Origin of the sequence: Bradyrhizobium sp. Leaf396, from assembly GCF_001424605.1 — a bacterium.
In the GTDB taxonomy this organism is placed as follows: Bacteria; Pseudomonadota; Alphaproteobacteria; order Rhizobiales; family Xanthobacteraceae; genus Bradyrhizobium; species Bradyrhizobium japonicum_C.
The window spans coordinates 122,050-142,336 of the sequence record NZ_LMQJ01000001.1; the positions used below are offsets into that span (position 1 = coordinate 122,050).

Below are 20,287 nucleotides of genomic sequence, written 5' to 3' on the forward strand. Positions count from 1 at the left end.
GCTCCGGCGAGGTGACGCTTTCAAGGATCTGCGCAAATGTCCATGCTGCCCAATTCGCAAGAGGCCCGGGATGTGGCCTATCAGCTCCATCCCTACACCAACGCGCGCGCTCATCAGCAGGCTGGTCCGCTGGTGATCGAGCGTGGCGAGGGACCCTATGTGTTCGACGCGGCGGGCAAGCGCTATTTCGAAGCGATGGCCGGCCTGTGGAGCGTCGGGCTCGGCTTCAACGAGAAGCGGCTGGTCGAGGCTGCGTACAAGCAGATGCAGGCGCTGCCGTTCTACCATACGTTCTCGGCCAAATCGCACGGGCCCTCGATCGACCTCGCCGAGAAGCTGGTCGCGATCGCGCCTGTCACGATGAGCAAGGTGTTCTTCACCAACTCCGGCTCGGAGGCCAACGACACCGTCCTCAAGCTCATCGCCTATCGTTCGAATTCGCTGGGCCAGCCGCAGCGTAAGAAGATCATCAGCCGTATGCGTGCCTATCACGGCGTCACGATTGCATCGGCCAGCCTCACGGGCCTGCCGAACAATCACCGCTCCTTCGACCTGCCGCTGCCCAACATCCTGCACACCGGCTCGCCGCATTTCTACAAGGACGGTGCGCCCGGCGAGAGCGAGGAGGCGTTTGCGACGCGGCGGGCGGAAGAGCTCGATGCGCTGATCCAGAAGGAAGGGCCTGATACGATCGCGGCCTTCTTCGGCGAGCCGGTGATGGGGGCGGGCGGCGTCATCGTGCCGCCGGCGACCTACTGGGACAAGATCCAGGCGGTCCTGAAGAAGTACGACATCCTGCTGGTCGCCGACGAGGTGATCTGCGGCTTCGGCCGCACCGGCAAGATGTTCGGCTGCGAGACCTATGGGATAAAGCCGGATGCGATGGTGGTCTCCAAGCAGATCACCTCCAGCTACTTCCCATTCTCGGCGATCATCATGAACGACCGCATGTTCGAGCCGATCGCCGACGAGAGCAACAAGATCGGCGTGCTCGGCCACGGCTTCACCGCGGGCGGCCATCCGGTCGGATCGGCGATCGCGCTCGAAAACCTCAAGATCATCGAGGAGCGCGGCCTGGTCGCCCACGCAGCCGAGCTCGGCGGCTACATGCAGGGCCGCTTGCGCGAGCTCACCAGCCATCCGCTGGTCGGCGAGGTCCGCGGCGTCGGCATGATCGCAGCGATCGAGCTCGTGCTCGACAAGGGACGCAAGAGCGCCGCCAGCACGCCCGGTGCCGTCGGCGGCATCGCCAGCCGCATGCTCCAGGAGCGCGGCGTGATCTCGCGCAACATGCTCGATGCCATCGCGATCTGCCCGCCGCTGATCACGACCAAGGCCCAGATCGACGAGCTGATCGCCGCGATCTCGGGCGTGCTGAACGACATGAAGGGCGAAGTGGCCAAGCTGACGCCGGCGTAAGGTCTCGCTCTCTCCTCGTCATGGCGAGGAAGCGAAGCGACGAAGCCATCCAGACCGCCGGAACAGTCTGGATTGCTTCGGTACGCTTGCGATGACGATGTGGAGCACCGACCCTAGGCCCGCTGCACCCCGATCACGCGGCCTTTCTCGATTGCCAGTGCGAGCTCGCCGCGCTTCAGCTTCAGCGCGGCGTCGCCGAACAGCTCGCGGCGCCAACCGCGCAGGGCCGGCACGTCGGCCTCATCGTCCGCCGCGATCTCCTCGAGATCGTCGACGGTCGCGATCACCTTGCTTGCGACCGCGTGGCGCTCCGCGGTCATCCGCAACAAGACCTTCAGCAGCTCGACGATGGCGGCGCCGTTGGAATTGTTGCGCGGTTTCTCCAGCTTGGGCAGCTTCGAGAAATCCCGCGCCAGCCCGCGCTCGACAGCGGCGATGATGTCCGCGCCCCATTTGGATTTCTCGAATCCCTTCGGCACCGAGCGCAGATGCGCGAGCTTCTCCAGCGTAGTCGGCGCGTGGGTCGCGATGTCGGTGACGGCTTCGTCGCGCAGCACGCGGCCGCGCGGCACGTCGCGGCTCTGTGCCTCCTGCTCGCGCCAGGCCGCGATCTCCATCAGTACCGCGAGGTCCTTGGGCTTGCGCACCCGCGTCTTCAGCCGCTCCCAGGCGCGCTCGGGGTGGAAATCATAGGTGCGGGGCGAGGTCAGCACCTCCATCTCGATGGAGACCCACTCGCTGCGGCGGCGCTTCTTCAGGTCGGCGTCAAGCGCTGCGAAAACCTCGCGCAAATGCGTGACGTCGGAGACTGCGTAGTGCATCTGCTCCTTGGTCAGCGGTCGCCGCGACCAGTCGGTGAAGCGGTGGGTCTTGTCCGGGCGGTGGCCGGTGACCTTCTCGACCAGCGCGTCATAGGCGATGCTGTCGCCGTAGCCCAGTACCATCGCGGCAACCTGGGTGTCGAACACCGGATGCGGGATGATGCCCGCCTGGTGCCAGACGATCTCGATGTCCTGACGGGCGGCGTGAAAGACCTTCAGAACGCCTTCGTTGCCCATCAGCTCGAAGAACGGCTTGAGGTCGATGCCCTCGGCCAGCGCGTCGATCACGACGGCCTCCTCGGGGCTGGCCATCTGCACCACGCACAGCAGCGGGTAATAGGTGGTCTCGCGGAGGAACTCGGTATCGACGGTAATGACGGGGTGCTTGGCCAGTCGGCTGCAGGCAGCCGCGAGGTCAGCGGTGGTGGTAATCAAATCCATGAACGGCCCATGACACTTGCCATCAGCCGTTCTGCCGAAAGTGCTGTGATGTCAAGGGGCTCGATGCGAATTCGAGCCTTGCAATCGGGCCGGAATCGCTGTTCTCCGCCGACGACCTACTCGTATCGCACGCGCTGCGAGGATTTCCGGGCGCACGGCAGCGCCACCACCAGCACGCACATGACGACCAGAGCCAGTCCCAGGAACTCGATAACCAACAGATCCACGGCGAAACCTCCAGAAACATTGCTAGACTTGTCGGGGGTCTGTTGAGGGTCTGTTAATTCTCGTGGTTACCGGCAGCGGGGCGGATGGGATGGTGGACAGGGGGTTAATGGATTGGAATGCCCAAACGATTTCGGCGCCCCGCATCGCGGAGCGCCGAAGCTCTTCGTCGTCGTAAGCGGCCTTACGGCAGCTTCAGCGACGTCTCTGCATTGTATGGCTTGAGCGTCTCGTCGGCCGCCTTCTGCGCGGCAGCGAGAGCCTCCTTCGGCTGCTTCTTGCCGTTGAGGACCAGCATCACCTCGTCCTCAAGGGTCTTGCGCACCGGGACGGTCTTGTAGGTCGCGAACCAGGGCTTTGCGACGTCGAGCTGATCGACGGCGGTCTTCGCGTCCGGGTTCTTGCCCAGGAAGTCGACCATCTCGGGTGTCTTGTACGCGGCCATGTTCGGCGCGAAATAGCCGGTGGCGCGGCTCCACCAGCCGCTCTTTTCGGGCGAGGTCATCCACTTGATCAGCGTCCAGGCGGCCTTCTGCTTGTCGGCCTCGAGCCCTGCCGGCACGATCAGCGAGGCGCCGCCGATCGGCACGGCGTTGCGGACGTTGCGGGGGATGAAGGCGACCTTGTAGGCGAACTTGGCGTTGTCGCGAACGTAGGTCAGCGAGCCCGTCGACAGCATCATCATCGCGGCATTGCCTGAGATGAAGGAGGTGCTGACGGCCGGGCCGGGGGTGGCGCCGGGCGCGTGGACCTTGTGCTTGTAGACGAGGTCGTTCCACCAGGTGAGCGCCCCCAGCATCGAGGGCGTGTCGTAATAGACCTCGCCGCCGAACTCTTCATTGTAGTAGCGCCCACCATTGCTCATGGTGAGCGTTTCCATCATCCAGCCGCAATAATCATAGGCGCAGGGAATGGCGATGCCCCACTGGGTCACCTTGTCACCGTCGCGCTTGGTGAGCTTCTTGGCCCAGTCGGTGAGCTCGGCCCAGGTCTGCGGCGGCTTGCTCGGATCAAGACCGGCTTCCTTGGCCTTGTCGGCGTTGATGTAGAGCAGCGGCGTCGAGTTGTGGAACGGCACGCCGTAGACCGATCGGTTGATCACCGCGTTGCCGTGCAGCGCCGGGAAGAATTGGCCCAGGAACTTCTCCTTGGTGCTGCCGTCGGCGGCGATCAGGCTGTCGAGGTTGGTGAGCTCGTTCTCGATCTGCATATCGAGCAGGAAGTTCGCCGACATGATCACGGCGGCCGGCGGCTTGCCGGCCTTGATCGCGGCGCGCGTCTTGATCAGCGTGTCGTCATAGGAGCCGGTGTAGACCGCGGTCGCCTTGACGTCGCGATGGGTCTCGTTGAACTCCTTGATCAGGGTGCCCATGTCGCGGGCGAGCTTGCCGTCGACGGGGACGGGGAAGAACAGGTCGATTTCGGTCGGGCCTTCAGCCTTCGCCGGGACGGCGAGGGAGCCTGCCATCGTGCCTGCGATGGCAAGGCCGAGCATGAGCCTGCGGGAGAACAGCATCGGAAAATCTCCTATTTGATGCCTGAGGTGACGAAAGAGCTGATGAATCGCTTCTGGAAGATCAGGAAGGTGACGAGCAGCGGCGCGATCACCATCAGCGTGCCGGCCGCGATGGTGCCCCAGGCCTGCGTGCCCTCGGCGGTCTTGGTGAAGACGGAGAGGCCGACCGTGAGCGGCCGCTTGTCCGGCGAATTGATCACCATCAGCGGCCACAGGAAGTCGTTCCAGTGGCTGGTCACGGAAATGATCGCAAACGCCGAGAAGCTCGGCATCGACAGCGGCACGTAGATGTGGCGGATGCGCTGGAGCAGGCCGGCGCCATCGATCAGTGCGGCGTCTTCCAGCTCGGTCGGGATCGCCTCGAACGCCTGGCGCATCAGGAAGGTGCCGAAGGCGGAGGCGAAGAACGGCATCATGACGCCGGTGAGCGTGTCGTAGAGGCCGAGCTGCGCCACCAGCGACAGGTTCGGCACGATCAGCAGCACGGGCACCAGCATCAGCTGCATCAGGAACAGGTAGAAGATCAGCGTCTTGCCGGCGAAGTTCAGGCGCGCGAAGGCAAAGCCCGCCAGCGTGATCGTGACGAACTGCACCAGCAAAATGCCGGCGCAGATGATCGTGGTGTTGAGCGTGTAGCGCGGGAAATCGCCGATCTCCCAGGCATCCCTGATGTTGTCGAGCGTCGGGTTGAGGCTCGGCAGCAGTTCGGCCATCAGGTTGATGCCGTCGGACGGCGGACGCAACGTCGCCACGCCCATCCAGAGAAACGGGATCAGCCAGACGATGGCGAGCAGCACGGTCAGCGCAAAGCCGAGCTTGGGCGTGATCTCGCCGCGCGTGGCGAGCGGGGCGTCCCTGAACAGGCGGTCGAACAGCTTCATGCCCCGCCCTCGCGGTTCGCCAGGGTGCGAAAGGAAAGTGCGGTGAGACCCATCAGCACGGCAAGCGTCAGCAGCGTCGCGGCCGAGGCCTTGCCGATGTCGTAATGCTCGACCGCCTGCTGGTAGATGTAGAACAGCACGAGATTGGTCGAGTTCGATGGCCCGCCCTGGGTCATGACGAAGACGTGGTCGACCTGCGTCACAGCGTTGAGCGTGGCAATGACGGTGACGAACAGGAAGGTCGGCTTGAGCTCCGGCAGGATGATATGGCGCAGGCGTCGATACGGCCCCGCGCCATCGAGATGCGCGGCCTCCATGACGTCCTCGGGCACGGCCTGGAGGCCGGCGAGGAAGAACAGCATGTAATAGCCGGCGTTCTTCCAGACCGTGATGATCATGATCGCAGTGAGCGCGATGTCGGGATCGCCGAGCCAGTTCGGCAGCACCGGCAGCAGCCGGCCGATGTAATAGTCGAGCAGGCCGACATTGGGCAGGAAGATGAACAGGAACAGCGCGGACGCCGCGACCATCGGGATCAGCACCGGCAGGAACAGCGCGGCGCGCAACGCGCTGCTCACGGCGTGGGTCCGCGACAGCGCCAGCGCGAACAACAGCGCAAGGGCGATGCCCGGGATCGTGGTGCCGACGGCGTAGATGAGATTGTTGACGACGGCGCCGGTGAAGGCGGGGTCCGCAAGTACGGCGCTGATGTTGTCGAGCCCGACGAAGCGGACGGGCGCCTTCGGCGTCGTGCGCTGATAGAGCGCATCGATGAGCACGCGCCCCATCGCGCCATAGGTGAACAGCGCGAGGAAGACCAGCGAAGGCAAGAGCAGCAGATAGGCCGGCAGCGAGGCCTTGAAGCTGCTCGTCAAGCGCTTCAGGACTTGCGGTCGCGGCGCCGCCGAGGTCGCGACCGGGAGAGCCGCGGGTTCGGCGAGGCTCATTTCACCGCGCCGGGAAAATTGAGCGCGTAATCGCGGCCGTCCATTCCCGCCGGCGGGGCGAAGGGGAAGCGCAGATTCTCGTCGAGGAAATCGTGGCTGTGCACGACGAGGTTCTCGTCGTCGATCAGCACCACGCCGTAGGCCGGCGGCTCGTGGCTGGCGAGGTGCGGTGCGTTCTGGTCGAGCTCGAACCAGACCTGATGGTTGGTGCCGCGCAGCGTCGAGAACGGGATCTTGCCGAAGCTGCCGAAGATGGGCCGGTGCACATGGCCGAAGAACAGATGACGGATGCGCGAACGGTAGGGCGCGATCACCTCGGCGAACTCCGCGCTCTGCTTCAGCCCGATCTCGTCCATCGCGTGCACGCCGACCGGGAACGGCGGGTGGTGCATGAACACGACGAACGGCATGTCGGCAGGCGCGGCGGCGAGCGTGCTCGCCAGCCAGCCGAGGCGCCTCTCGCACATCTCGCCGGCATGGCTGGTCTCGTCCAGAGTGTCGAGGAAAACGAACAGGCCATGCTCGGTCGTGCGCGTGCCCTGCACGAAGCCGTTGAAATCGCGCGGCGCGGCCTTCAGCGCGTCGAGGCAGGTAACGCGGCGATCGTGATTGCCGACCATCGCGATGTAGGGAATCTTCAACGCGGCCATCGCCTCGGCGAAGTTGACGTAGGACTCCGGCTCGCCCCAATGGGTGAGATCGCCGGTCACCACTGCGAAGGCAGCATCGGACTGGTGCTTGTTGATGTCCGCGATCGCCGCATCCAACCGGGCGCGCGGGTCGAGGCCATAGAGCGTCGAGCCGGGATTTGCGAGATGCGTGTCAGTGACGTGGATGAACTTGAAGGGCATGGCGCTTGTCAGGACTGTTGAAGGATGGGCGCCTCCGGCAAGACGACCCTGACAGGCGGTTAGAGCGCGTGTGTTTCAGTTTGATGACAGCGGTTCCGGCGTCCACAAGCGCGGACGTCGCAGGGTGGATTAGCGAAGTGAAATCCACCTCTTTATTTGCCGCGTATTGTGGGAAGTGGTGGATGACGCCTTCGGCTGATCCACCCTCGCACCGAGTTTGTGGCTCACGTCCCGCAGAACGTCTGCAGCACCCGCTGATCCGGCAGCGGGGGATCGGCATACGCGGCGTACTCGGGCTGATCCTCGAACGGCTTCGCCAGCACCTTCACCAGTTCCTCGAACGGCGCGTAATCGTCGTCGTTCACCGCGGCCTGGATCACGGCCTCGACGTGGTGGTTGCGCGGGATGAACATCGGGTTGACGGCGAGCATGGCGGCTTGCCGCTCGGCGGCGCTCTGCGGCTCCAGCGCGAGACGCGCGCGCCAGCGGCCGGCCCATTCGTCGAAGGCTGCGGGCTCCATGAACTGCGCGCGCGAGTCGGCTGCGTCGCCAGCCGCCGCGTCGCCGAGCTTGCGGAAGGTGAGGGTGAAGTCGGCCTGGTTCTTGGCCATCGCGTCGAGCAGGTCCTGGATCAGTGCCTCGTCGCCATCTCGCTCAGTGAAGAGGCCGACTTTCCTGCGCAGGCCCGCCTGATACGCCGCGCTGAACGTGTCGGAGAAGGCGCCGAGAATGTCCTGGGCTTCCGCGACCGCCTTCTCCTGCTCGTCCGAGAACAGCGGCAGCAGGCATTCGGCGAGGCGCGTCAGATTCCACAGGCCGATGCGCGGCTGGTTGGCATAGGCGTAGCGGCCCATCTCGTCGATCGAGGAGAACACCTGCGCGGGGTTGTAGGCGTCCATGAAGGCGCAGGGACCGTAGTCGATCGTCTCGCCCGAGATCGACGAGTTGTCGGTGTTCATCACACCGTGGATGAAGCCGACCAGGAGCCAGCGTGCGATGAGATTGGCCTGGCGCTCGACGACGGCTGCGAGCAGGGCGTGGTAGGGCCGCTCGGCATGAAGCAGGTCCGGATAGTGGCGCGCGATGACGTGGTCGGCGAGCCGGCGGATCGCCTCGGTGTCGCGGCGAACGGCGAAGAACTGGAAGGTGCCGACGCGGATATGGCTGGAGGCGACGCGGGTCAGCACCGCGCCGGGCAGCGCGGTCTCGCGGATGACGCGCTCGCCGGTGACGACGGCAGCGAGCGAGCGCGTGGTGGGAATGCCGAGCGCGTGCATCGCTTCGCTGACGATGTATTCGCGCAGGACCGGACCAAGCGCGGCGCGGCCGTCGCCGCGGCGGGAGAACGGGGTGGGGCCCGAGCCCTTGAGCTGGATGTCGCGGCGGACACCGTCTCTGTCGATCACCTCGCCGAGCAGGATGGCGCGGCCGTCGCCGAGCTGCGGCACGAAATGACCGAACTGGTGGCCGGCGTAAGCCATGGCGATGGGCTCGGCCCCGGCGGGAACCGTCTTTCCGGCCAGGATCTCGGCGCCTTCCGAGGTCTCCAGCAGGTCGGGGTCGAGCCCGAGCTGGAGCGCCAGCGGCCGATTCAGCTTGATCAGCCGGGGAGCGGCGACCGGGGTCGGTGCGACGCGGGCAAAGAAGCTGTCCGGCAGTGCCGAATAGGAGTTCTGGAAGGGGAAATGGACCGTCATGGGCTTAAGATAGGGCTGGAACGCCTGATGGCAAAGGCTCGGACTCTGATAAGCCAAAAATGGCAGTGGAGGTCCAAAACAGGGCGTTCCCTTGGTTGCCGCCTTGGGTCCCGTCGGGTAAACCCTGCCGCAACTTCGGACCGGCCGTGACAGGCGGTTCGATTCGCTTCCTTTGACATTGATTTTGGGACGACCATGCATCGCTACCGGTCACATACATGCGGCGCGCTCCGCGAGAGCAACATTGGCGAGACGGTCCGCCTGTCGGGCTGGGTCCATCGCGTCCGCGACCATGGCGGCGTGCTGTTCATCGACCTGCGCGACCATTACGGCCTGACCCAGTGCGTGGTCGACCCGGACTCGCCGGCGTTCTCGCTGGCCGAAAAGCTGCGCTCGGAATACGTGGTGCGGATGGACGGCAAGGCGCGCCGCCGCCCCGAGGGCACCGACAACGACGACCTGCCGACCGGCAAGGTCGAGGTCTATGTCAGCGAGATAGAGGTGCTCGGCCCGGCCGGCGACCTGCCGCTGCCGGTGTTCGGCGATCAGGAATATCCTGAAGACATCAGGCTCAAATATCGCTTCCTGGACCTGCGTCGCGAAAAACTGCACCAGAACATCATGACGCGCGTCGAGATCATCAAGTCGATGCGCCGGCGGATGGAGGGGCAGGGCTTCTTCGAGTTCAACACGCCGATCCTGACCGCGTCCTCGCCGGAGGGTGCGCGCGACTTCCTGGTGCCCTCGCGCATTCATCCCGGCAAGTTCTACGCGCTGCCGCAGGCGCCGCAGCAGTACAAGCAGCTGCTGATGATGTCGGGCTTCGATCGCTATTTCCAGATCGCGCCCTGCTTCCGCGACGAGGATCCGCGCGCCGACCGTCTGCCGGGCGAGTTCTACCAGCTCGACGTCGAGATGAGCTTCGTCACGCAGGAAGACGTGTTCGCGGCGATGGAGCCCGTCATCACCGGCGTGTTCGAGGAGTTCGCGAAGGGCAAGCCGGTCACGAAGGGCTGGCGCCGGATTCCGTTCGCGGAAGCCTTGCGCAAATACGGCAGCGACAAGCCGGACCTGCGCAACCCCATCGAGATGCAGGACGTCTCCGAGCACTTCCGCGGCTCCGGCTTCAAGGTGTTCGCGCGCATGCTCGAAGATCCCAAGAACCAGGTGTGGGCGATCCCGGCACCGGGCGGCGGCAGCCGCGCGTTCTGCGACCGCATGAACTCGTGGGCGCAGGGCGAGGGACAGCCCGGCCTCGGCTACATCATGTGGCGCGAGGGCGGCGAGGGCGCAGGTCCCCTCGCGAACAACATCGGGCCCGAGCGCACGGCTGCGATCCGCGCGCAGCTCGGCGTCAAGGAAGGCGACGCCGCTTTCTTCGTCGCCGGCGATCCCGACAAGTTCTGGAAGTTCTCTGGTCTTGCCCGCAACAAGGTCGGCGAGGAACTGAACCTCACCGACAAGGAGCGGTTCGAGCTCGCCTGGATCGTCGATTTCCCGATGTACGAGTATAACGAGGACGACAAGAAGGTCGACTTCTCGCACAACCCGTTCTCGATGCCGCAGGGCGGCCTCGACGCGCTCAAGTCGCAGGACCCGCTGACGATCAAGGCGTTCCAGTACGACATCACCTGCAACGGCTACGAGATCGCTTCTGGCGGCATTCGCAACCACGTGCCGGAAGCGATGGTGAAGGCGTTCGAGATCGCAGGTTACGGCGAGCAGGAAGTGGTCGAGCGCTTCGGCGGCATGTACCGCGCCTTCCAGTACGGCGCGCCGCCGCATGGCGGCATGGCCGCCGGCGTCGATCGCATCGTGATGCTGCTCTGTGGCACCACCAACTTGCGCGAGATCTCGCTCTTCCCGATGAACCAGCAGGCGATGGACCTCCTGATGGGCGCGCCATCGGAGGCCACCACCAAGCAGCTCCGCGAGCTGCACATCCGGGTGAACCTGCCGCAGAAGTGAGCGGGCCGCTATGGCACCGCGACGCCATACGACAAGTATTGCGCCAGGTGCCGCAACATCGTCATTGCGAGTGCAGCTAAGCAATCCAGAATGTTTCCGCGGAGGGACTCTGGATTGCTTCGCGGAGCCTGTCATCGGGCCGCGCGCTGCGCGGACCCGATGGCTCGCAATGACGGCGCGGATAGTCTGTTGACCAGATCGCATTCGGATGTTGCCACCGGGCGGCCGGCCGTGCTTCATCCGGTTTCCATGAGCCGGAATACCGCAATGTGGCGGCTGGCCGGGGCACTTGATTGAAGGCCGGTAACGCGAGGCGAGACACCGCATGTCGTCCTATTCTGATGATCTCCACCAGGCGGCGCTGGCCTATCATCGTTTGCCGCGCCCCGGAAAGCTCGAGATCCAGGCGAGCAAGCCGCTTGCCAACCAGCGCGATCTCGCGTTGGCCTATTCTCCGGGCGTTGCCGCGGCCTGCACAGAGATCGCCAAGAACCCGGCCGAGGCGGCCACGCTCACCACACGCGCCAATCTGGTGGCCGTCGTCTCGAACGGCACCGCAGTGCTTGGCCTCGGCAATATCGGCCCGCTGGCGTCCAAGCCGGTGATGGAAGGCAAGGCGGTCCTGTTCAAGAAATTCGCCGGCATCGACGTGTTCGATATCGAAATTGCCGCCGACACGATTGACCGCGTGGTCGAGACGGTTGCCGCGCTCGAACCGACCTTCGGCGGCATCAATCTGGAAGACATCCGCGGACCGGAATGTTTCGAGATCGAGGCGCGCCTGAAGGAGCGCATGAAGATCCCGGTGTTCCATGACGACCAGCATGGCACCGCCATCATCGTCGCGGCGGCCATCACCAACGGCCTCAGGCTGAACGGCAAGAAGCTGTCCGAGGTCAAGATCGTTGCATCGGGCGCGGGGGCTGCCGCGATCGCGACGCTGAACCTGCTGGTGTCGATGGGGGCACAGCGCAAGAACATCTGGGTTTGCGACATCGACGGCCTCGTGCACGAGGGACGAAATACCTCGATGGACCGCTGGAAGGCGGTCTATGCGCAGAAGACCGACAAGCGCACGCTCGCCGACGTCATCGGCGGCGCCGACATCTTCATCGGGCTCTCGGCACCCGGCGTGCTCAAGCCCGAGATGGCGAAAGCCATGGGCGACAAGCCCTTGATCATGGCGCTCGCCAATCCCGTGCCGGAGATCATGCCTGAGGAGGCACGAAAGGCGCGCCCCGACGCCATGATCTGCACCGGCCGCTCGGACTACCCGAACCAGGTCAACAACGTCCTTTGCTTTCCTTTCATCTTCCGCGGCGCGCTCGATGTCGGCGCCACCGCAATCAACGAGGAGATGAAGCAGGCCGCGGTCGAGGCCATCGCGCAGCTTGCGCGCGAGGCACCGTCGGATGCGGTCGCGCAGGGGTTCGACACCGGCGAGACGCAGGGCTTCGGCCCGGGGTCCCTGATCCCAAGCCCGTTCGATCCGAGGTTGATCCTGCGCATCGCGCCGGCTGTGGCGAAGGCCGCGATAGAGTCCGGCGTGGCGACGCGCCCGATCACCAATTTCGACGAATACACTGCGCTGCTCGAGCGCTTCGCTTTCCGCTCCGGCCTCGTCATGAAGCCGATGTTCGCCAAGGCCAAGACCCAGCCGGTGCGCGTGATCTATGCCGAGGGCGAGGACGAGCGCGTGCTGCGGGCCACGCAGGTGGTGCTGGAGGAGAACCTGGCGCGGCCGATCCTGGTCGGCCGTCCTTCCGTCGTTGAAGCGCGCATCAATCGCTTCGGCCTGTCGATCCGCGCCGGCAAGGACTTCGACCTCGTCAATCCCGAGGACGACCCGCGCTACCGCTCCTACGTGCAATCCTACGTCGAGGTCGCCGGCCGTCGCGGCGTGACGCCGGATGCAGCGCGGACGGTGGTGCGCACCAACAACACCGTGATCGCCGCGCTTGCGGTGGTGCGCGGCGAGGCGGACGCCATGCTTTGCGGTGTCGAGGGCCGCTACATGAGCCATCTGCGCCATGTCCGGGAGATCGTCGGCTTCTCGCCTGGGATCAGCGACTATGCGGCGCTTGCGCTTCTGATCACCAGCAAAGGCGCCTTCTTCATCGCCGACACCCAGGTGCGGCCCAACCCGAGCGCGGAAGAACTCGCGGAGATCGCGTCGCTCGCGGCGGTTCACGTGCAGCGCTTCAACATCAAGCCCAAGATCGCCTTCGTCTCGCACTCGGATTTCGGCAGTTATGACACCGAGTCCTCGCGCAAGATGCGGCGAGCGACCCAGCTGTTGAAGGAGAAGCATCCGGAGATCGAGGCCGACGGCGAGATGCAGGGCGACACCGCGCTTTCGGCCGCGGCTCGGCGAATGGTGCTGCCGCACTCCAAGCTGGAGGGCGAGGCCAACATCCTGATCATGCCGACCCTCGACACCGCCAACGTTGCCTATCAGATGATCAAGTCGCTGGCGGACGCGCTTCCCGTCGGCCCGATCCTGATTGGCCCGGCGCGCCCCGCGCATATCCTGACGCCGTCGGTAACCGCGCGCGGCATCCTCAACATGACGGCCGTCGCGGTCGTGGAAGCGCAGGAGCGCGCAGCCCGGCAGCAGCCGACGTTGTTTACGTAGCGGCAGGCTGCTGCGCCGCGCGAGGTGCTTGTCCCTTCTCCCACAAGGGGAGAAGGGAAGAGACCGGCAACTTTGAATTCCTTGCCAGCTCTCCATTTCCTCGTTTGTAAACCGACGCACGACTCTTCATAATCCACTTACGCGTTCCGTGCCGTAGCGCTCCTACCAAGAGGCCGATCATGCCAGCGTTCGTGACTTTCGGGCGAATCCTGTTCGCCGTGCTGTTCATCTACACGGGCGCGACCAAGCTGTTCGCCATCCAGGCCACCGCGGACTTCATCGCCACCAAGCTCGTGGTGCCCGACGCGGTCGCGCCTTATGCCAAGCAGGTCGAGGCGGCGACCGCGATGACCACGCCGCAGCTGCTGGCGATCGCGATCGGAGCGCTGGAGATCTTGGCCGGTTTGATGATCGCACTGAATTTCGGCGCGCGCTTCTTCGCGATGCTGTTGATCATCTACGTCGCCGTCGCGACCGTGATGTTCTACGACTTCTGGAACATGGCGGCGCCCGACAACGCCAAGATGCTGGTCGATGCGCTCAAGAACCTGTCGATCATCGGTGCGCTCTGCATGATCATCGGCTACGGCCGCACCACGCGTCCGGCCGAGGCGGCCTACGGCGACGTGTAGCGATCAATCCGCTCTCGGTGGAGCGATCTCGCGCATCCAGCGGGAAATCGTTGCGCTGTTCGTTGCATCGGTGCCGCGCTGCAGGCCGAGCAATGCGGCCTCGCGCGCCGCGCGGGGCGTGATGCCGTAGGCTGCCTTGAACGAGCGCGCGAAATGCGCGTCGCTGCCGAGCTGCCAGCGCCGGGCGACCTCGCTGATGCGCAGGCCTCGGCCGCCCGAATTGGCGAGATCGAAGAAGGCGCGGTGCAGCCGGCGGCTGCGGATGTAGTCGGCGATGCCGCCGACGGGCGCAAACAGTCGGTACAGTGAGGCCCGGGACAGGCCGAAATGGTCCGCGATCGAAGTGGCCGACAGATCCTCGCTGGCAAGTCCGGCTTCGATGTATTGGCGGATCCGCATCAAGGACGGGTTCGCGGCGCCAGGATGACCTGCGTCGATATCGCTACGTTCGATTTCGTTGCGCAGGCAGGCGGCCACCAGCGACACCGTGCCCTCGACCACCGATTGGCATTCGTCGAGCGTCATGCGCGGCGCGAATTCGAACAGGGCGGTGAGATGTCCCGCCAGGAGCCTTGCGATCACGCTGCTGCCCGGCAGGACGAGGCCGTGCAAATCGTCGACGCGCAGGAGATGGGTGCCGAACATCGGACGCGGTACGACCAGCGTGACGTTCTCGAATGGCGTCGCCCGGGTCTCCAGGGTCTGGGCGAGGTCGAACAGGCAGATGTCGCCAGCGCCCACCTGCATCGGCCGGTCGCCGGCGACGCCGTCAAAGCCGCCCGTCACGTAGAGCTGTAGGATGATATGGTCGACGCCGCTGCGCGCGATCGTTTCAGCTGTCCGGCGGAAACGCTGGCCGCTGGCTCGGCTCAACCCGATCAGCACCGGCCCCATGGCGTAGGAGCGGATGTCGGCGCGAAACGGGCCCGGTTCGCCCGCGGCGAGCTCGTCGATCTCGAACAGCGTGGCGACGGCCTCCGCCAGGCGGCGACGTTCGCATCCCCATCCATCTGATCGGCGGTGAAGCCGAAGGCGGGCAACAAGGAGGAAATCGGGGCTGCGTCGTCAGTCAGTCCGGAGGCGTCTGCCGGACCTGTCGTCGTCGTACCGTGGTCGGTCATGCTGGCCTTGTCGCGTCTGGGCCGACGTTAGACGCGGGAGGTCGGCTGGGCAATCATGTCCGGGTGGAAGTTGATATGCGGCAAAGGGAAATGGCTCGTTCGTGCACCATCTGCGGCCTCTCTGAGGCGGGCCGCCTCGTTCCAATGCCCATCCAGTCTTGCGCTTTCGTCTCAGTCTATTGATACGGTGTGTCTCGGCCGTGAGCCCGTCTTGACGCATCGGCGCGGACATTGGCTATAGCGCCATCACCGCCGTCGGGGCCGATTATCGGACCTCGGCACATATGCCAGCCGGCTTTGCGCCGGCCGGCGGCGGGACCCATTATGACCGACATTCGAACAGGATACGAAGAGGTATCTGGTTGCCGGTACTGTGCATGGGGTTGTTTTCCGATTTCGATCGGAGACTCACCGTCGCCACGGCGTGACAGTCACCTCGTGCGCCGCGTCGAGCAGGTACGGCGCGTCCGGCTTCATTCCGTGCGAAGCCAGCACCTCATGGGGCGTTCGCTCGGGGACATCGACAAAACAGCCTTCGCCGCCAGGCAGCCGCACATGCGGGGCTTCCGACAGCCAGAACGTATCGTAGCGGTCCATGAACATGTCGAACACGACCGGACCGCCGATGATGGCGACCGTGCCGGAGGCGACATCCGCGAAGGCGCAGGCCGCCTCGAAGCTAGCATGCTCCGGATTCCACAGCGTCGCATTCGGCATCTCCGGATCGACGGTGAGATCCCTGATCTTCCGGGTCAGGATCAGCCGCTTGCGCTTTGGCGAATTCGGCTGCTGCTCGTGCGAGTGCCGACCATGCACGATCAGCGCGGCGCGATCGAGCGCCTGCTCGAAGAACAGCTTGTCGCCTTCGAACTTCAGGCTGTCCGGCATCACGCGATCGGCGTCGGCAAGCATGCCGTCCGCGGAGACGATGACGTAGCCTTCGATGCGGAAAGACAATTGCCTTCTATTCGGAAACGGTCGTCACCACGGAATTGACGGGGCGCTGGCTCACCGTCGGCAGCTTGAGGTCCTTGAGCAGCTCCTGGTCGTATTCCGGCAACGTCGAGGCCGGGAACTTGGCGCGCATCGCCACCACCTTGTAGCCGCCGGCCTTCAGCCGCTTGAGCAGCTCGGGTAGGGCCTCAGCCGTGTGCTTCTGGAAGTCGTGCATCAGGATGATGCCCTTGCCCTTGGTATCGAGCTTCTTCATCACGGTCTCGACGATCTTCTCGGGCTTGGAGGCCTTGAAGTCGAACGAGTCGATGTCGCAGGAGAAGCTCGCAACATTGCGGTTGCCGAGATACGTGACCATCTCGGGCGGATGCTGCAGCGCCGGGAAGCGGAAGAACGGCGCGGGCGAAATGCCGCCGAGCGCCCACTTCACCGCCGCAAAGCCTTTCTCGATCTCGTCCTTGCGCTGCGCTTCGTTGAGCTTCTTGTTGTTGAGGTTGGCGTGCGACCAGGTATGGGCGCCGACGGTGTGGCCGGCTGCGTAGACCTGCTTGAGGATCTCCGGCTCGTAGGTCGCGTGCTTGCCGATGATGAAGAAGATTCCGGTGGTGCATTCGTCCGCGAGCGCCTTCAAGACTGCGGGGGTGTTGCGCGGCCACGGGCCGTCGTCGAAGGTCAGCACCACTTCCTTGTCGCGCAGGAAGTCGAGCTCCTTGAAGTGCTCGAAGCCGAAGCCCGGACCGCCCGTGGTGTCGATCTCGACGGTGCGGGCAACCCCCAGCGCGCCCGGCGTGTTGCAGGCTGCGCGGGCCGGCTGCGGCGCCTGCTTGGGCGGGGGCGGATTGACGAACCCCGTCGGCGCGGCGCCTGTCGCGGGAGCGGCTGCCGGGCCTGTCGGGGGCGCTGACGCGACTGGCATCGCCGCCGGTGCGACCTGCGTTGCACCCGCCTGCTTGGCAGCCGGTGTCTGCGCCCATGATGCGCCGGTCATCGCCATGGACATTGCGCCTGCCAAAATCAGTCCTGCCGCCACACGCATGGTGTTGTCCTCGAGATTGATCCCGTTGTTCCGCCGCGGCTTTTCGCCTGCCGCAGAACCATCCTGCCAAACGAATCCTAGCCTAGATGGTGGGCCATCGCCATTGCAACGGCTGTTTGATCCGCCGGCACAATTGTGCCCAGCCGGATGGCGCACCCGCTCAACTGACGGCCAGTGCCTTGGCAATGGCAGTCTTGATTCGCGTATCGGGCGGTTCCACTGCTGACGGAAAGACGTCAGCGATATAGCCATCGCGGCCGATCAGATATTTATGGAAGTTCCACCGCGGGGCGTCCTTTGGTCGCGCCGCAGCCGCCCATCTGTAGAAGGGGTGTGCTTGCGCTCCAATGACGACGGCCTTGGCCGTGACCGGGAAGGTAACGCCATATTGGTGATGCGCCTTCTGCGTGATCTCGTTGGAGCCGCCGGGTTCCTGTCCGCCGAAATCGTTGGAGGGAACGCCGATCACGGTGAGTCCTCGATCGCGAAATTCGTCCCAGAGTTCCTGAAGGCCGGCATATTGCGGCGTGTAGCCACAGAGCGAGGCGGTGTTCACCACCAGCAGCGGCTTGCCGGTGAAGGCGGCGAGGCGGATATCGTCGCCCGACAGGGCCGGGAAGGAGAACGCGTAGGCCGAGACCCGGCTCATGCCGCCATCGGCAAAGGCGCGTGTTGCCGGCGCGAGCACGCTTGCAAGCGTCGCGCTGAGCATGGTCCTGCGATTCATCATGACGGCGTCCCCCGAAATGATCCGAGGGGCATGCTACTCCGCCGTAACGATCTGCCTCGTCAACACCGCGTTATCGGAACGACCAAGGGCTAATACAGGCGGACAATGAAATCGGTGCCTTCGCCGGTCTCGCCCTGGCTGATGCCCTGGTCCGCGACGATGATCGAGCCGCCTGACGTCAGCATCTCGCTGATCTTCGCCATGGTGTCGGCGGGGACCGAGATGCGGTCAAGGGCGTCAGCCGGGCTGTCCGGCGCGATTACGGGCTTGGCGGCAATCGGCATCACTGCGCCCTGCCGGCGGCGCGCAAGGCGGCTGTCATCGGCTCGTGCCGCGGAACGGGCTGAGACGGGCAGCGACACCACCGACCAGCGCAGCGTATTGGAATCGGCCTTGTCGACCTCCGCGGTAAAGACATGCGTGCCGAGCGGCCGGTCGCTGGGCGCGATCGTGACGGGTACCTCGAACAGAGGCGCGAAATTCTGCCGCACATAGAGCTTGGAATCCTTGCGGCTGATGAAGACCGCGATCTGGCCGGCCCGCTTCGGCGCATCCGGCTTTGACACAGGCGCAGGTTCAGTAACGCGTGTCGCGTCCGTCTTCGCATCGGGCGAGGCCGCGGGCGCCGGTGCTGTGGCTTGTGCACCGGGCGTCGTTGCGGCGCCCACCGCTTCTGTCTTGCCCGGCCCGGTCTTGACAGCCTCAACCTTGTCGTCGGCGGGCTTCACCGCGCCTTCCGACTGGGGTTTGGCCGCGTCGGGTGCCTCGGCCGACTTGGCCGGCGTGGCGGCTTCGCGCGCCGGCGTATTGCCCGTGGTCACATCCGACATGACGACAAGGCCGACGGACGAGCGAAGATCGAGCACGCTGTCGGCGCTGGCGGTCTTGGTCTCCACCGGCCTGCTTTCGGCGACGGTCTTCTCGATCTTGTCGCCGTTGGTCTGCGGCTCGAGGCTCACCGTCGGCTGCGGCGGCACGCGCACGGAGGCGAGCAAGGGGTGGGAGAAGCTTTGCGGCGACATCTGGCCAGGCGCCACGATCACGCGCGCACCCATCCGGGTCCAGTTCCACATCTTCATCGCGAACGACATCGGCATCCGGATGCAGCCATGCGAGGCCGGATAGCCTGGCAGTGCGCCCGCATGCATGGCGACGCCGGACCAGGTGATCCGCTGCATGTACGGCATCGGCGCGCCGCTATAGAGATTGGAGCGGTGGAATTTATGCTTCTGAATGACGCTGAACACACCCATCGGCGTCGAATGGCCCTTCATGCCGGTCGACACCGGTGATTCCGCGAACATGCCGCTGCGGTCGTAGACCGTAACCTTCTGCCGGTCGATCGAGACCACGATGATGAGCGGTCCTTGCGGCTTGGTGCCGGCTTCCTTCTCGACGATGCTTTCCTTCTTGCTTGCCGTGCCGCGCTTTTGCGGCTTCTGTCGCGGTATCTCGGGATAGCGATCCGGTCGAGCGTAATAGGACCCGTCGGAATAGTCCGTCCAATAATAATACGCTGCGTCTGCGTGGCTGGTCGCGCCGATCACACCCGCCGCCGTCACAATGGCGATCTGCCACAGCCGCCCCTGCTTGGCAGAAGAATCCGACCCGCTCACGCTGTTCATCCTCGAATCCATAATCCAAATCAGACGTTAGTCTCGCGAAGGGAATACGCGTTCACCAGCAGGGCGGTTCTGCCGTCCGTCACTCTTATCCAAGGCGTAGCAAAAAAGCCTCACGGAGCGGTAAACGGCGGCTGCCTCTCGCGGTCCGTCACCTTCCTGATCGTCGCTTGCGTTCCTACATTGCGGGGACTTGTTACCGGAGAACTTCATGTCATCTCGTTTCCGCATTCTTTCCGGCATCCGTCTGAAAGGTCTTGCTTTATTCCTCCTTGCCCTGACCGCGCCAATGGCGTCGGCATCTGCAGCCGATGAGCCCGATCTGATCTTCCGCCGCTCCACCGTGTTCAAATGGATGAGCCCGAACGACAAGCTTGCGACCTACGGTATCGACGATCCCGAGGTCGAGGGCGTCGCCTGCCATTTCACGGTGCCGGAGAAGGGCGGCTTCAAGGGTTGGCTCGGCCTTGCCGAGGAGGTCTCCGACATCTCGCTCGCCTGCCGCCAGATCGGCCCGATCAAGTTCAAGAACAAGATGGAGCAGGGCGACGACATGTTCCGTCGACGCCGCTCGCTGTTCTTCAAGAAGATGCAGATCGTACGCGGCTGCGACGCCAAGCGCAACGTGCTGGTTTACATGGTCTATTCGGACAGGCTGATCGAAGGATCGCCCAAGAACTCGACCTCGACGGTGCCGATTATGCCATGGGGGACGGCGGACGTGAACGTGCAGAAGTGCGGCGAGTTCTTCACGCAGTAATGCGTTGGCGTCGCTCCTGCGGCGCCTTGCG

16 protein-coding genes are annotated in these 20,287 nt (G+C 64.7%); 5 read left to right on the forward strand and 11 right to left on the reverse strand.

Annotated features, from left to right (window positions below; all coding sequences use genetic code 11):
* The first annotated feature begins 36 nt into the window (after positions 1-36).
* Complete coding sequence (locus ASG57_RS00595; RefSeq protein WP_057195492.1) at positions 37-1,419, forward strand: aspartate aminotransferase family protein; 1,383 nt, start codon at positions 37-39, stop codon at positions 1,417-1,419.
* Positions 1,420-1,532: 113 nt separating this feature from the next.
* Here ASG57_RS00595 and rnd read toward each other — a convergent pair whose 3' ends face one another.
* The 6 genes from rnd to ASG57_RS00625 all read right to left on the reverse strand — a co-directional run bounded on the left by rnd (position 1,533) and on the right by ASG57_RS00625 (position 8,798).
* Positions 1,533-2,681: a ribonuclease D gene (gene rnd, locus ASG57_RS00600; protein WP_024338081.1), complete on the reverse strand. Its 1,149-nt coding sequence runs from the start codon at positions 2,679-2,681 to the stop codon at positions 1,533-1,535.
* Between the two features lie 409 nt (positions 2,682-3,090).
* Entirely contained in the window at positions 3,091-4,422 is a 1,332-nt protein-coding gene (locus ASG57_RS00605; RefSeq protein ID WP_057195493.1) for an ABC transporter substrate-binding protein, read from the reverse strand.
* A gap of 11 nt (positions 4,423-4,433) precedes the next feature.
* Positions 4,434-5,303, reverse strand: a complete 870-nt coding sequence (locus tag ASG57_RS00610; RefSeq protein ID WP_057195494.1) for a carbohydrate ABC transporter permease — start codon at positions 5,301-5,303, stop codon at positions 4,434-4,436.
* On the reverse strand, positions 5,300-6,250 hold the full coding sequence (locus ASG57_RS00615) for a carbohydrate ABC transporter permease (protein ID WP_057195495.1): 951 nt from the start codon (positions 6,248-6,250) through the stop codon (positions 5,300-5,302). Before ASG57_RS00615 ends, ASG57_RS00610 begins: the two co-directional genes overlap by 4 nt.
* Positions 6,247-7,101: a phosphodiesterase gene (locus ASG57_RS00620; protein ID WP_057195496.1), complete on the reverse strand. Its 855-nt coding sequence runs from the start codon at positions 7,099-7,101 to the stop codon at positions 6,247-6,249. Before ASG57_RS00620 ends, ASG57_RS00615 begins: the two co-directional genes overlap by 4 nt.
* A 224-nt stretch (positions 7,102-7,325) precedes the next feature.
* Positions 7,326-8,798 (reverse strand): protein adenylyltransferase SelO, encoded by a 1,473-nt coding sequence (locus ASG57_RS00625; RefSeq protein WP_057195497.1) that lies wholly within the window; start codon positions 8,796-8,798, stop codon positions 7,326-7,328.
* 195 nt (positions 8,799-8,993) lie between these two features.
* Here ASG57_RS00625 and aspS point away from each other — a divergent pair, with 195 nt between their 5' ends.
* The 3 genes from aspS to ASG57_RS00640 all read left to right on the forward strand — a co-directional run bounded on the left by aspS (position 8,994) and on the right by ASG57_RS00640 (position 14,033).
* Positions 8,994-10,766, forward strand: a complete 1,773-nt coding sequence (gene aspS, locus ASG57_RS00630) for an aspartate--tRNA ligase (protein ID WP_057195498.1) — start codon at positions 8,994-8,996, stop codon at positions 10,764-10,766.
* A 325-nt stretch (positions 10,767-11,091) separates the two neighbouring features.
* Entirely contained in the window at positions 11,092-13,401 is a 2,310-nt protein-coding gene (locus ASG57_RS00635) for an NADP-dependent malic enzyme (RefSeq protein WP_024338074.1), read from the forward strand.
* A gap of 179 nt (positions 13,402-13,580) precedes the next feature.
* Positions 13,581-14,033, forward strand: coding sequence for a DoxX family membrane protein (locus tag ASG57_RS00640; protein WP_057195499.1), 453 nt, complete (start codon positions 13,581-13,583; stop codon positions 14,031-14,033).
* A 3-nt stretch (positions 14,034-14,036) separates the two neighbouring features.
* Here ASG57_RS00640 and ASG57_RS00645 read toward each other — a convergent pair whose 3' ends face one another.
* The 5 genes from ASG57_RS00645 to ASG57_RS00665 all read right to left on the reverse strand — a co-directional run bounded on the left by ASG57_RS00645 (position 14,037) and on the right by ASG57_RS00665 (position 19,499).
* Positions 14,037-15,017, reverse strand: a complete 981-nt coding sequence (locus tag ASG57_RS00645; RefSeq protein ID WP_502690720.1) for a helix-turn-helix domain-containing protein — start codon at positions 15,015-15,017, stop codon at positions 14,037-14,039.
* Positions 15,018-15,562: 545 nt separating this feature from the next.
* Entirely contained in the window at positions 15,563-16,111 is a 549-nt protein-coding gene (locus ASG57_RS00650; RefSeq protein WP_024338071.1) for a dihydrofolate reductase family protein, read from the reverse strand.
* Positions 16,112-16,118: 7 nt separating this feature from the next.
* Positions 16,119-17,144: a polysaccharide deacetylase family protein gene (locus tag ASG57_RS00655; protein WP_024338070.1), complete on the reverse strand. Its 1,026-nt coding sequence runs from the start codon at positions 17,142-17,144 to the stop codon at positions 16,119-16,121.
* 160 nt (positions 17,145-17,304) lie between these two features.
* On the reverse strand, positions 17,305-17,874 hold the full coding sequence (locus ASG57_RS00660) for a glutathione peroxidase (protein ID WP_057195500.1): 570 nt from the start codon (positions 17,872-17,874) through the stop codon (positions 17,305-17,307).
* Between the two features lie 89 nt (positions 17,875-17,963).
* A complete protein-coding gene (locus ASG57_RS00665) occupies positions 17,964-19,499 on the reverse strand; it encodes a L,D-transpeptidase (RefSeq protein ID WP_057195501.1) in 1,536 nt (511 codons plus the stop codon).
* 208 nt (positions 19,500-19,707) lie between these two features.
* Here ASG57_RS00665 and ASG57_RS00670 point away from each other — a divergent pair, with 208 nt between their 5' ends.
* Positions 19,708-20,256, forward strand: a complete 549-nt coding sequence (locus ASG57_RS00670) for a CreA family protein (RefSeq protein ID WP_024338067.1) — start codon at positions 19,708-19,710, stop codon at positions 20,254-20,256.
* Positions 20,257-20,287: the final 31 nt, after the last annotated feature.

Bases quoted from the DNA above. Each gene is read 5' to 3' on its own strand.
- ASG57_RS00595 (WP_057195492.1), top strand. From the start codon at position 37: ATGTCCATGCTGCCCAATTCGCAAGAGGCCCGGGATGTGGCCTATCAG.
- rnd (WP_024338081.1), bottom strand. From the start codon at position 2,681: ATGGATTTGATTACCACCACCGCTGACCTCGCGGCTGCCTGCAGCCGA.
- ASG57_RS00605 (WP_057195493.1), bottom strand. From the start codon at position 4,422: ATGCTGTTCTCCCGCAGGCTCATGCTCGGCCTTGCCATCGCAGGCACG.
- ASG57_RS00610 (WP_057195494.1), bottom strand. From the start codon at position 5,303: ATGAAGCTGTTCGACCGCCTGTTCAGGGACGCCCCGCTCGCCACGCGC.
- ASG57_RS00615 (WP_057195495.1), bottom strand. From the start codon at position 6,250: ATGAGCCTCGCCGAACCCGCGGCTCTCCCGGTCGCGACCTCGGCGGCG.
- ASG57_RS00620 (WP_057195496.1), bottom strand. From the start codon at position 7,101: ATGCCCTTCAAGTTCATCCACGTCACTGACACGCATCTCGCAAATCCC.
- ASG57_RS00625 (WP_057195497.1), bottom strand. From the start codon at position 8,798: ATGACGGTCCATTTCCCCTTCCAGAACTCCTATTCGGCACTGCCGGAC.
- aspS (WP_057195498.1), top strand. From the start codon at position 8,994: ATGCATCGCTACCGGTCACATACATGCGGCGCGCTCCGCGAGAGCAAC.
- ASG57_RS00635 (WP_024338074.1), top strand. From the start codon at position 11,092: ATGTCGTCCTATTCTGATGATCTCCACCAGGCGGCGCTGGCCTATCAT.
- ASG57_RS00640 (WP_057195499.1), top strand. From the start codon at position 13,581: ATGCCAGCGTTCGTGACTTTCGGGCGAATCCTGTTCGCCGTGCTGTTC.
- ASG57_RS00655 (WP_024338070.1), bottom strand. From the start codon at position 17,144: ATGCGTGTGGCGGCAGGACTGATTTTGGCAGGCGCAATGTCCATGGCG.
- ASG57_RS00660 (WP_057195500.1), bottom strand. From the start codon at position 17,874: ATGATGAATCGCAGGACCATGCTCAGCGCGACGCTTGCAAGCGTGCTC.
- ASG57_RS00665 (WP_057195501.1), bottom strand. From the start codon at position 19,499: ATGAACAGCGTGAGCGGGTCGGATTCTTCTGCCAAGCAGGGGCGGCTG.
- ASG57_RS00670 (WP_024338067.1), top strand. From the start codon at position 19,708: ATGTCATCTCGTTTCCGCATTCTTTCCGGCATCCGTCTGAAAGGTCTT.